This is a genomic window from Thalassospira sp. MBR-102 (assembly GCF_040549275.1).
Classification (GTDB): domain Bacteria; phylum Pseudomonadota; class Alphaproteobacteria; order Rhodospirillales; family Thalassospiraceae; genus Thalassospira; species Thalassospira xiamenensis.
The window spans coordinates 182,166-194,442 of record NZ_JBEPTC010000008.1; the positions used below are offsets into that span (position 1 = coordinate 182,166).

The 12,277-nt window shown below is 56.9% G+C and carries 11 protein-coding genes; 8 read left to right on the plus strand and 3 right to left on the minus strand.

Annotation, left to right across the window (positions count from 1 at the left end):
* Positions 1–199 precede the first annotated feature (199 nt).
* Together ABIE64_RS14885 and ABIE64_RS14890 are read left to right on the plus strand one after the other, a co-directional pair.
* Positions 200–1,576, plus strand: a complete 1,377-nt coding sequence (locus tag ABIE64_RS14885; RefSeq protein ID WP_071239721.1) for an MFS transporter — start codon at positions 200–202, stop codon at positions 1,574–1,576.
* Between the two features lie 206 nt (positions 1,577–1,782).
* The gene (locus tag ABIE64_RS14890) at positions 1,783–3,975 is read left to right on the plus strand and encodes a malate synthase G (protein WP_354377822.1); all 2,193 of its coding nucleotides are present in this window, start codon (positions 1,783–1,785) and stop codon (positions 3,973–3,975) included.
* A gap of 92 nt (positions 3,976–4,067) precedes the next feature.
* Here ABIE64_RS14890 and map read toward each other — a convergent pair whose 3' ends face one another.
* Both map and ABIE64_RS14900 read right to left on the minus strand, forming a co-directional pair.
* Positions 4,068–4,817 (minus strand): type I methionyl aminopeptidase, encoded by a 750-nt coding sequence (gene map / locus ABIE64_RS14895; RefSeq protein ID WP_007089240.1) that lies wholly within the window; start codon positions 4,815–4,817, stop codon positions 4,068–4,070.
* Positions 4,818–4,882: 65 nt separating this feature from the next.
* The gene (locus tag ABIE64_RS14900; RefSeq protein ID WP_354377823.1) at positions 4,883–6,550 is read right to left on the minus strand and encodes a diguanylate cyclase domain-containing protein; all 1,668 of its coding nucleotides are present in this window, start codon (positions 6,548–6,550) and stop codon (positions 4,883–4,885) included.
* 276 nt (positions 6,551–6,826) lie between these two features.
* Here ABIE64_RS14900 and ABIE64_RS14905 point away from each other — a divergent pair, with 276 nt between their 5' ends.
* The gene (locus tag ABIE64_RS14905; protein WP_007089242.1) at positions 6,827–7,462 is read left to right on the plus strand and encodes a trimeric intracellular cation channel family protein; all 636 of its coding nucleotides are present in this window, start codon (positions 6,827–6,829) and stop codon (positions 7,460–7,462) included.
* A gap of 9 nt (positions 7,463–7,471) precedes the next feature.
* On the opposite strand, the gene phnF is transcribed toward ABIE64_RS14905, so the two are convergent.
* Positions 7,472–8,185 (minus strand): phosphonate metabolism transcriptional regulator PhnF, encoded by a 714-nt coding sequence (gene phnF, locus ABIE64_RS14910; protein ID WP_354377824.1) that lies wholly within the window; start codon positions 8,183–8,185, stop codon positions 7,472–7,474.
* 132 nt (positions 8,186–8,317) lie between these two features.
* Here phnF and phnG point away from each other — a divergent pair, with 132 nt between their 5' ends.
* Genes phnG through phnK form a run of 5 tightly spaced genes read left to right on the plus strand, consistent with a single transcriptional unit; the run spans position 8,318 to position 12,272 of the window.
* A complete protein-coding gene (phnG, locus tag ABIE64_RS14915) occupies positions 8,318–8,806 on the plus strand; it encodes a phosphonate C-P lyase system protein PhnG (protein WP_354377825.1) in 489 nt (162 codons plus the stop codon).
* Entirely contained in the window at positions 8,803–9,411 is a 609-nt protein-coding gene (gene phnH, locus ABIE64_RS14920) for a phosphonate C-P lyase system protein PhnH (protein ID WP_354377826.1), read from the plus strand. Before phnG ends, phnH begins: the two co-directional genes overlap by 4 nt.
* Before the next feature lies 1 nt (position 9,412).
* Positions 9,413–10,555: a carbon-phosphorus lyase complex subunit gene (locus ABIE64_RS14925; protein WP_354377827.1), complete on the plus strand. Its 1,143-nt coding sequence runs from the start codon at positions 9,413–9,415 to the stop codon at positions 10,553–10,555.
* 5 nt (positions 10,556–10,560) lie between these two features.
* Positions 10,561–11,490: an alpha-D-ribose 1-methylphosphonate 5-phosphate C-P-lyase PhnJ gene (locus ABIE64_RS14930; protein ID WP_354377828.1), complete on the plus strand. Its 930-nt coding sequence runs from the start codon at positions 10,561–10,563 to the stop codon at positions 11,488–11,490.
* Positions 11,490–12,272, plus strand: a complete 783-nt coding sequence (gene phnK / locus ABIE64_RS14935) for a phosphonate C-P lyase system protein PhnK (protein WP_354377829.1) — start codon at positions 11,490–11,492, stop codon at positions 12,270–12,272. The genes ABIE64_RS14930 and phnK overlap by 1 nt, the downstream gene beginning before the upstream one ends.
* The last annotated feature ends 5 nt before the right edge of the window (positions 12,273–12,277 follow it).

A 12,277-nucleotide genomic window follows, 5' to 3' on the forward strand; every position in this document is an offset into this window, starting at 1 on the left:
GTACTGTTCGCGGCAGGGCTTCGACTTTAATCCAATGCTTGAAATTCTGCGGAACATCTTATGCGCCGTAACGTTCGATCCGTCACATGTCCCGCAAGGCTGACAAGACCTTTCAGAACAGCAACTTGTAAAGATTGACAGGGTTCCCGACCTTCGCGCAGGGTAGACCCTGCCGCGACTTTACCACCAGAGGATAGCAATGCCCCGTTCGCCGGTCGCACTGATCATCGCATTATCTGCGACATTGTTTGCAGCCTTCACCCTCAATACCGGGGCGTCGCTGCAATCCTCGCTGCTGGCGTTGCGCGCCTCGTCGGAGGGATTTGCCCCGATCTATACCGGTATCATCATGGCATCCTATTATGCCGGGTTTATCGGCGGGATCATCTGGGGCGCGGGACTTGTCAACCGTGTGGGGCATATCCGGACCTTTGCCGCACTGGCATCGACCGGATCGGCAATTACGCTTTTGCATGCCGTGTTTGTCGATCCGATTACCTGGTCGCTGTTTCGTGCCATGACGGGCCTGTGCATTTCGGCCCTGTATCTGGTGATTGAAAGCTGGCTCAACGAACAGGTCGACAATACATCGCGCGGCGGCATGATTGCCGCCTACATGACCGTGTCGCTGGCGGGTCTTGCCATCGGGCAGCTGTTGCTGAACGTGTCACCGATTGGCAGTTTCGAACTGTTTACCGTGGCATCGGTCCTTTTGTCGCTGTCTCTGGTGCCGATTGCACTCACCCGGCAGCCCCCGCCCGCCGCAGTCAGTGGCGCACGCATGAAATTCCGCCAGCTATACGCCATTTCGCCGCTCGGCTTTGTCGCCGCCGCCGGCAGTGGCGTTCTGTCCGGTGCGATTTATGGCGTCGGTCCGATCTTTGCCTCCGACCTTGGATTGGCAACCAATGAGGTCGCCAACTTCATGGCCTTCGTCATTCTGGGCGGCATGATCATGCAATGGCCGATTGGCCGTTTGTCCGACATTGTCCCGCGCCAGTATGTGATGATCGCCGTGCTGATCGGGCTTGCCATCTGCGGGTTGTTCCCGCTTGTCGCGCCGGAAGTCGTGCGCGCCAATCTTACTGTGTGGGGCGCGATCATCGGCATTTTCATCATGCCGGTTTATGGCCTGTCGGTCGCCTATGTGAATGACTATCTGCAACCGGACCAGATTGTTTCCGCATCGGGTGGCCTCTTGATCATTTATGGCGGGTCTGCTGCCACCGGGCCGATCATCGGGTCGCTTGCCATTGGTCATTTTGGTCCCTGGGGCATGCCGGTTCTGTTTGCGATTGTCGGCGTGCTGGTGGCAAGCTTTGCCATCTATCGTGCAGGTTTCGGTCGCCGCATCACGATCGAGGAACAGGGTCAGTTTGTCGCCGTGCCGCGCACCACGCCCATGGCACTTGAAATGTCGCCCATCACCGATGACATCGTCGAGGAAGAAGACGGCAGCGCCTCACATGCCGCCGACCGACCGGACGATATCGGCCATCCCGCGACAGATGACACCGCTGATCAGGCGGGTTCTGCCCCGGATCAAGGCCCAAATCAAAACAGACACAATCCTTAACACCCCCGCTTTGGGCAAAATATAGCGGCATATAACGGCAATAATCACCCGCCGGGCTTCGGTATCGTTTCCACAATACGGAAAACATCCCACGAAAGTGAAACCGGCTGTGGACCCTGCCCGCTTCCAGCCCATATGTTGTGACAAAGATATGCATCGGTCACATCGGGCCGTTGCAAAAGACTTCAAGCCTGTCGAGAGGAAACATGACCCAACGTATCACCAAAGGCGGACTTCAGATCGCAACCGTTCTGCATGATCTGGTTGCCAACGAAATCACCCCGGGCACCGGTGTCTCCTCCGACCAGTTCTGGGCATCGTTCGAAAAGCTCGTGAACGAACTTGGCCCGCGCAACCGTTCGCTGCTGGCAAAGCGCGACGAGTTGCAGGCCAAAATCGACGAATGGCACCTGTCTCGGCAGGATCAGGCCCGCGACCCGCTGGCCTACAAGGAATTCCTCAAGGAAATCGGCTATCTTCTGCCCGAAGGCGACGATTTCTATATTTCGACCACCAATGTTGACCCGGAAATCGCCCGCGTCGCCGGCCCGCAGCTGGTCGTACCGGTGATGAATGCGCGCTACGCGCTTAATGCGGCCAATGCCCGTTGGGGCAGCCTTTATGACGCGCTCTATGGCACCGATGTCATTGACGATGCCGATGGCAAGGAAAAGACCGCTGGCTTTAATCCCAAGCGCGGGGCAGCCGTCGTTGCCTATGCCGCAAAATTCCTTGATCAGGCGGTGCCGCTGGCCAATGGCAAACATGCCGATGTCGCCAAATACGAAGTCCGCGAAGACGGTTCTGGCTGGTGGACATTGGTGGTGACCCTGTCAGACGGCAGCGAAACATCGCTGGCACAGCCATCGCAATTTATTGGCTACAACGAAAAAGACGGTGCCCTTTCCGAAGTCCTGCTGCGCAATCATGGCCTGCATCTGGAAATCCGCATTGATCCCACGCACCCGATTGGCAAAACCCATGCGGCCGGTGTCTGCGATGTGATCATGGAATCCGCCCTGACCACCATTCAGGATTGCGAGGATTCGGTTGCCGCCGTTGATGCCGAAGACAAGGTTGCGGTGTATCGCAACTGGCTTGGCCTGATGAAAGGCACGCTGGAAGAAAGCTTTGAAAAGGGCGGCAAAACCGTTACCCGCCGCCTCAACCCGGACCGTTCCTATCAGGGGTTTGATGGCCACAATGTTGTCCTGCCGGGGCGCAGTCTGATGCTGGTGCGCAATGTTGGCCACCTGATGACAAGCGACGCGGTGCTTGACGCCAATGGCAACGAAGTCCCCGAAGGCTTCCTTGATGCGATGTTCACCAGCCTGATTGCCAAACACGACATTGACGGCAACAGCAGCGTCTCGAACTCGCGCCATGGCAGCGTCTATATCGTGAAGCCGAAAATGCACGGGCCGGAAGAAGTCGCCCTGACCAATGATCTGTTTGCCTTTGTCGAACGTGAAATCGGCCTGCCGGAAAATACCCTTAAGGTCGGCATCATGGACGAGGAACGCCGCACGACGGTGAACCTCAAGGAATGCATCCGTGCTGCCCAGGACCGTGTTGTTTTCATCAATACCGGGTTCCTCGACCGCACCGGCGATGAAATCCACACCAGCATGGAAGCAGGCCCGGTCGTTCGCAAGGAAGCGATGAAAGACCAGTACTGGATTTCGGCCTATGAAAACTGGAATGTCGATGTCGGCCTTGAATGCGGCATGAAGGGCATCGCCCAGATTGGCAAGGGCATGTGGGCCAAACCGGATCGCATGGCCGAAATGATGACCGCCAAAATCGGCCATCCCAAAGCCGGGGCCAACTGCGCATGGGTTCCATCCCCCACTGCGGCCACCCTGCATGCCATGCATTACCATCAGGTCGATGTCCGTGCCGTACAGGACGAAGTTGGCAAACGCGAACGCGCAAGCCTCGATGATATCCTCTCGATCCCGCGCCTTGGCGACATCAACCCGATGCCAAGCGAAATCCAGGAAGAACTTGATAACAACGCCCAAGGCATTCTTGGCTATGTTGTCCGCTGGATCGATGCCGGGGTTGGCTGTTCCAAGGTGCCCGACATTAACAATGTCGGCCTGATGGAAGACCGCGCCACATTGCGCATTTCCAGCCAGCATATCGCCAACTGGCTCCATCACGGGCTTTGCACCAAGGATCAGGTGATGGAAACCATGAAACGCATGGCCGCCGTCGTTGACAAACAGAACGCAGGCGACCCGGAATATCGCAACATGGCACCGAATTTCGATGACAGTGTTGCCTTTGCCGCCGCCTGTGATCTGGTATTCAAGGGCCGCGAACAGCCAAACGGCTATACCGAGCCGGTCCTGCATGCGCGTCGCCGCGAAGCCAAGGCAAAATACGGCGCATAACTGCCATCAATACCGCACTAAAAAGGCCGCCCGACATGTTCCGGGCGGCCTTTTTCATATCCATCATGCAGCGCAATATAAACCGGTCGGGTTTATCCGGCCAATGTCATGATTTCATAGCCATTCTGGGTTACCACCAGCGTATGTTCGTACTGCACGGTCGGTGCACCGGTATCGGCATACAGCGTCCAGCCATCATCGCCGTCAAGCGCCCAGTTCGACCCCCGCGACAGGAACGGTTCGATGGTGATGACCTGACCTTTTTTCAGCGACCGGCGTTCGCGCGGATCATCCCATGTCGGGATGGTTTCCGGGGCTTCGTGCAATGATTTGCCGATCCCGTGACTGGCCAGATTTTTAATCAGGCTGTAACCGCCCTTTCGGGCAAAATTTTCGATCCGAAGACCGATTTCACGGATCGGTGCCTTGTCGCGCACGACCTTGATCCCCGCCCACATTGCCTTTTTGCCATCGTCACAAAGCTTCACGATTTCAGGGCGCGGCGTTCCGACGATAAAGCTGGCACCGGTATCGGAAAAATAGCCGTCAAGCGACGCCGATACATCGATATTCACAAGATCGCCATCGGCCAGAACCCGGTCACCGGGAATACCGTGCGCGACTTCTTCATTCACACTGATGCAGGTCGCACCGGGAAAATCATATTCGCTTTCGGGTGCGGAAACCGCCCCGGCATCCTCAAGGACCTTGCGGCCAATGGCATCAAGTTCGGCCGTGGTCATTCCGGCAACGGCCGCAGCCCCCATCACGTCGCGCGCACGCGCACAGATGCGTCCAATACGGCGCAGATGTTCAAGTTCGGTTTCTGATGAAATGGTCATGGATTGCTTAATGCTTAGCAATCACCACCAAGTCAAGCCATTGGATAGTCATATCTGACCCGATTTCAGGTGCGTGAGCCTGAATTCTGCGCGCGGTTTTCATCGCCATGAATGACATAGCGATGCTTGCCCTTGCTTTTGGCCACATAAAGCGCCTGATCGGCCTGCTCCAGCAGCGTCTCCGGGCGGGTGGCATGATCGGGATAAACGGCAATACCGATGCTGATATTGATCGATATCCGGTTTCCGCCGGTAATGAACGGCATCAGAATGTCATTAAGGATTCTTTCGGCCAATGCACCTATTTCGGTCACACCGTTTTCGCCAAGATGCGAAACAATGACCATCTCGTCCCCGCCGGTGCGGGCAACCAGATCCCCACCGCGCACACAGCGACGCAGCCGACGGGCAACTTCACATAGCACCTCGTCCCCTGCCGCATGCCCCAGCCGGTCATTGATCGGTTTGAAATCGTCCAGATCAAGAACAAGAACGCCAAGCTGACTGCGCTGGCGGTTGGCCTGTGCCAGGGCATGTTCGAAATAAACATCCAGTGCCAGACGGTTGCCAAGCCCGGTCAGGGGATCATGATGCGCAATATGCTTCATCTCGCCAAGGGCGTTGTCCTTCTCGGTCAGTTTAACGACCAGACTGTTCAGGCTGCTTGAAAGCGTGCGGATTTCGCGCGCCCCTGCAACCTGTGGCAGGTTTTCGATCTCACCACGTTTAAGCTCCCCGGCGGCATTCGCGATCCTGACCAGCGGGCCGACGATGAAACCAGCCCCCCACCAGGCAATGATGCTAAACAGCACCGCAAGACCAAGGCCCAGCGCCAGAATATCGGAACGCAAATCGTTGACCGGCATCAATGCCGAGGTTACCGGCTGGCGCACAAGCACAGTCCAGCCAAGCCCGGCATAATCAAGGTGGCCATCGGCCGGTGCCGCCCCCGTAAGATAGTCATTGCCATCGGGCCAGCGGGCAATCTGCCAGCCAGCATTCGGCGTGTCGTTTGCACTTTTCAGATCAAGATCAAGCTTCTGGCCCGCCCTTTCAAAATCCGGCGCAAGCAGGACCGTGCCATCGGCACTGATGACAAAGATATCAACGCTCCGATGCAAACCCTGGCCTGCGAACAGGTTGCGCCTTACCGTATTCGCCCACTCCCAGCTCAGATGCGTTGCCAGAACACCATTGAAGTTACCGGCATCGTTTAGCAACGGAACGGCAATATCAACAAACTGGATCGGCTCGCCGGTCGGGCCCGGAAATTTTTCGGCCAGCAATTTGGCGTCATGGACATCGCCAATGAACATCTCCTTGCGGCCAAACTCAAAAACCGGCCGTGCCGAAGCATCCGTGCCGACCAGAATATCCCCCGTAGCGGCAACAACGGTGCCATCCGCATCCAGCACGCCGATCCATGTGAAAATTGGCAATTCATGCTGCAACCGGTTGATCAGTTCGCTGGCCTGATCAATGTCATTCAGGTTTCGGATCGCGCGCAAGGTACTGAGAACCGCGACTTCACCGCGATGGGTCCACATCGTGCGATCAAGCTCGTCTGCCATTTGCAGGGCAACATCGGCCACACCAGTGCCGATCTGCCTTGTCAGAACGTCGGCCGACCTTTGACCAACGACATAGCTCATGATGCCGGCAAGTGCCGCAACAAGCACAGCAGTGACCAGCGCGATCTGGACACGGACACCCACCTGCGAAAAGCTTTTCACAGTCAATCCTCTCACTTCCCTACGGACAGCCTTATTTGCGATTGCCCGATTTATATGCCGTCATTTTTAAGACATGCAGCTTATCGTGTGCTGCATATAAGACCGCGCTCACGGCTTTTTAAGACGAACGGGGAAAACATTTTCCAAAGCCATCTTACGTTTGGCATGATGGCACCAAACATACTGAAAAATCGGTGATACTGAAATTCTATGCCATCCGGCAAGTCAGATCGATCCGATAAGACTGCATATCTGAAACGGTGTTGAAGCGACATTATGACAATTACCCAGATTATTTATTGGCTCGAACTGACCGGCGTTGCCGTTTTTGCCGTGACCGGCGCGCTGGAAGCATCGCGGCGCCAGATGGATATTGTCGGCTTCGTTTTGATCGCGACCTTTACCGGCATCGGCGGCGGGACGGTACGCGACGTGATCACCGGCGCCACACCGGTTTTCTGGATCAGGGACCCGGCCTGGGTCATTACCTGTATCGGCAGTGCCGTCTTCACCTATTTCACCGCCCATCTGGTTGAACGGCGTTATGTCGCGCTGATCTGGCTTGATGCGCTTGGTCTTGCGATGTTTGGTGTGACGGGGGCGGCTATCGGCCTTAACCTTGGCGTATCGCCATTGGTTGCCATCATCCTTGGCACCATCACGGCCACATTTGGCGGCATGGTCCGTGATGTGGTGTGTAACGAAATCCCGCTGATCCTGCGCCCGGAAATTTACATTACCTGCGCGCTTCTCGGCGCGTCCATCTATGTGATCGGCACCGATATACTGTCGCTTCCCCGTGCCCCTGTCGCCCTGATCGCGTTCCTCTGTTCCTTCGCCCTGCGCGCAAGTGCCATATGGTTTAAACTCAGCTTCCCGGTCTATAGGGCCCGTCCGGGGCGGGAATACTGAACCTGTCTGCTACTCGACAATCAACTGCACCCGGTCACTGGAAAAGGCGGTAATCCCGTATTCAATCGGTACACCGGCAGAATCGACATCGACACTTTCCGTCGATATCACCGGCCGGTTTTTGGCCTGTTTCAAAAGGCTTGCCACACGTGATGATGGCAACTGGGCACTGATGCGGGTGGTTTTGCGGCTGTAATCATCAATCCCGAAATGCCTGAAAGCTTCGGTCAGGGATTTTGTCTGGGTAAATATCTCGACAATTCCCTCGAACCGCGCAACCGGCAGATAGCTTGTCGCCACCGCCAGCGGAATGCCATCGGCCTCCGATACTGAAAACAATTCGACAACCCGCGTCCCCGGTTTGACATCCAGAAACTGGGCGATGGTTGCACTGGCTTTCAGGATTTCTGACGAAATCAATCTCTTGTCGGGCAATCGATGACGGCCCGATACGATCTGGGAAAACCGCGTTTTGGCACCAAGCGGATAATCCAGAATCTGTTCCTGGACAAATGCCCCCCGTCCCTGTTCGACACGCACGACATTGGCATCGACAAGGGCTGACATCGCACGTCGCACCGTATGGCGATTCACGCCGAATCGGCGGACCAGTTCCATCTCGGTCGGCATTTTATCGCCGGGCGCGAAGACCCCGCTGGCAATATCGGCAAGAAGCTGTTTTTCGATTTGCTTCCAGATAGATAGCCCGATTTCCCAATTCATCGAAATCCCCATTCACAAAACTTTCACCGCAAGGCCTTTGCCAAGCCCGCGTAATCGTCTTATAACGTGAATATGTATAGACGTCTAGACAAATTTTGAATTTGTCGATACCCGCATAGAAGGATCAAACAGATGACGGCGCAACCCGCCCCGCAATCCGGATCAGACCAGGGATCGAACATCGATCCCGCCACACAGGCACGCCAACGCTGGATGGCGGTGCTGGCGCGGACAGGCCGCACAATTCTTGAACAGGAATGGCACGATCATTTTGCCGATGTGCAATGGAGCCACCTGCGCGAACCGCAAATCGGCATGGTCATGGTGCGCGGTCGCGCCGGTGGGGCCGGGCAGCGCTTCAACCTTGGCGAAATGACCGTCACACGCTGCGCGGTCACTTTGTCCGACGGCACCGTCGGTCATTCCTATGTCAAGGGGCGCGACAAGATACAGGCGCAATATGCCGCCCTGTTTGATGCCATCATGCAACGCGACGACGCCGCGTCCGATTTCATCGACATGCTCGCCCGCCAGCAGGCCGAGGCAAAACGCGAAAACGCCCGCAAGGTTGCCGCCACCAAGGTCGATTTCTTTACCCTTGTCCGCGGAGAAGACGAATGACCCTGCAACCACGGTCCCCCGAATTGCTGCGCGGTTTTGAAAATGCCGCCTTTGAGTCCAATGCCGTGTTTCGCACCCTTCTGGATGCCATGGCGCATCCCGGTCGGATTTACGATCTGCCGCTTGATATCCCGGCACCGGCCGGGCTGAACAAATCCGCAACCGCCTTTCTGCTGGCCATGGCCGATATGGATACGACAATCTGGCTGTCACCTGATTGCGCATCGGACGCTGCCAATGCCCATCTGAAATTCCATTGCGGCAGCCCGATCACCGGCACACCGTCCGCTTCCGATTTTGCCGTCGCCCGCCTTGATGGTGATCTTGGTTTCATCACCGATCTGGCGCTTGGCAATGCCGAATATCCCGATCAGTCGGCAACCCTGATCCTGATGGTCGAAGACATATCGGACAAGGCCGACATGATCCTGCGTGGCCCCGGCATCAAGGAAAGCCAGAACCTTTCCGTGCCCGGCCTGCCTGCCGCCTTCCACGCATGGCGCGCGGAAAACCATCATCTGTTCCCCTGCGGTGTCGATGTCGTCTTTGCCGCAGATCGCAAAATCGCCGCCCTTCCGCGCACCACCCGGATCGAGGTCAGATAAAATGTATGTAGCCGTCAAAGGTGGCGAACGCGCCATCAACAATGCCCACCGGCTTCTGGCCGAAAAACGCCGTGGCGACAGGGACGTTGCCGAAATTGAAACCAGCCAGATCGAACAGCAATTGTCGCTGTCCGTCACCCGCGTCATGGCCGAAGGATCGCTTTATGACCGCGATCTGGCCGCCCTTGCCATCAAGCAGGGTCGCGGGGACCTGATCGAGGCGATCTTTCTGATGCGCGCCTATCGCACGACATTGCCGCGTTTTGCCTTTTCCAAGCCGGTCAAAACCGCCGAAATGGATATCGCACGCCGCATTTCGGCAACTTTCAAGGATTTGCCGGGCGGGCAGATTCTCGGCCCGACATTTGACTACACCCACCGCCTGCTTGATTTCACCCTGATGGCCAATGGCGAGGAACCGGCAACCGCCCACACCGCCGATCATCCGGTGGATGAAACCATGCCCCGCGTTCTTGACGACCTTCTGAATTACGAGGGCCTGATACAGGATGAACCCAACCCGACCAATGATGACGCCCCGGTCGCCGATCTGACGCGCGAGCCGGTCAAATTCCCGGCGGATCGTGATCTGCGCCTGCAAAATCTCGCCCGCGGGGACGAGGGCTTTGTTCTGGCGCTCGGTTATTCCACCCAGCGCGGCTACGCCAACAGCCACGCCTTTGTCGGTGAAATCCGCTATGGCAGCGTTGCGGTCGAAATCGAACCCGAAGAACTCGGCTTTGCCATCGATATCGGCGATATCGAGCTGACCGAATGCGAAACCGTCAACAAGTTCAAGGGATCAAAAACCAAGCTGCCGCAATTCACCCGTGGTTACGGGCTTGTGTTTGGTCAGAACGAACGCAAGGCGATTTCGATGGCGCTGGTGGATCGCGCCATGCGTGCGCGCGAAATGGGCGAACAGGTCATGGGCCCGGCCCAGGACGAGGAATTCGTCATGGAACATAGCGACAATGTGCAGGCAACCGGCTTTGTCGAACATATCAAGCTGCCGCACTATGTCGATTTCCAGGGCGAACTTGAACTTGTCCGGCGCATGCGTACCGAAGTGCTGGAACGTCTGGCAAAGGCGGATGCAGCCGATGCCAAAAACGCCAGATCACAACCCGAAGCCGCGGAGTAACCAATATGGAACAGACCGTAAATAATCCGGCGCAAGCATCTTCGGCCTATAATTTTGCCTATCTTGATGAACAAACCAAACGCATGATCCGGCGCGCGCTGCTAAAGGCCGTTGCCATCCCCGGATATCAGGTGCCGTTTGCTGGCCGCGAAATGCCGATGCCCTATGGCTGGGGTACCGGCGGGGTGCAGGTCACCGCCGCCGTCATCGGCCCGGACGATACGCTTAAGGTCATCGATCAGGGCGCGGATGACACCACCAATGCGGTATCGATCCGGCAGTTCTTTGCCAAGACCGCCAATGTCGCCACCACCGAAAAAACCGCCGAGGCATCGATCATCCAGACCCGCCACCGCATTCCCGAAAAGGAACTGCGCGAAGACCAGATCCTTGTCTATCAGGTGCCGATCCCCGAACCGCTTCGCTTCCTTGAACCGCGCGAAACCGAAACGCGCAAGATGCACGCGCTTGAGGAATATGGGCTGATGCATGTGAAGCTCTATGAAGACATTTCGCGCCACGGCCATATCGCCACCACCTATGCCTATCCGGTGATGGTTGATGATCGCTATGTCATGGACCCGTCGCCGACACCGAAATTCGACAATCCGAAAATGGACATGATGGCCGCCCTGCAACTTTTCGGGGCCGGACGCGAAAAACGCATCTATGCCCTGCCGCCTTACACAAAGGTCAAAAGCCTCGATTTCGAAGATCACCCGTTCGAGGTGCAAAGCTGGAAAGACGAATGCGGCATGTGCGGCGCAACCGACAGCTACCTTGACGAGGTCATCCTCGATGACAAGGGCAACCGGATGTTTGTCTGCTCGGACACCGATTATTGCAGCGAACGGCAGGAAGCCGGCCATCGCGGCCCGCAACATCATGACCAGCCCCTTGGCACCAGCCACAGCAACGGAAAGGCCGCAGAATAATGACCCGTTCAAATGAACCGCTTCTGCGCGTTTCCGACCTGACCATGATGTATGGTGACCGGGTCGGTTGCCGCAATGTAAGTTTCGAACTCCGCCCCGGCGAGGTGCTTGGCATCGTGGGTGAATCCGGTTCGGGCAAATCAACTTTGCTGCGCAGCATTGCAGCCCGGCAGGAACCGACCAAGGGCACAGTCGAATACCATACCCGCATCGATGGCATCCGCGATGTCTATCAGATGTCCGAAGCGCAACGTCGATTGCTGATGCGCACCGACTGGGCGTTTGTCCACCAGAATGCCCGCGATGGTTTGCGCATGAATGTCAGTGCAGGGGCCAATATCGGCGAACGCCTGATGGCGGTCGGTGATCGTCATTACGGCAATATCCGAAGCACCGCCGAAAACTGGCTTGGCAAGGTCGAAATTGCCACCGAACGCCTTGATGATCTGCCCTCAACCTTTTCGGGTGGCATGCAGCAACGCCTGCAGATTGCCCGCAACCTCGTAACCAGCCCGCGTCTCGTTTTCATGGACGAACCCACGGGTGGTCTGGACGTCTCGGTTCAGGCCCGCCTGCTCGATCTGCTGCGCGGGCTGGTTCACGACCTTAATCTGGCGGTGATCATCGTCACCCACGATCTGGCGGTTGCCCGCCTGCTATCGCATCGCCTGATGGTCATGCAGAACGGCCAAGTGATCGAAAGCGGCCTGACCGATCAGGTGCTCGACGATCCGCAGCACGCCTATACCCAGCTGCTTGTTTCTTCCATCCTGCAAAATTAGGGCGA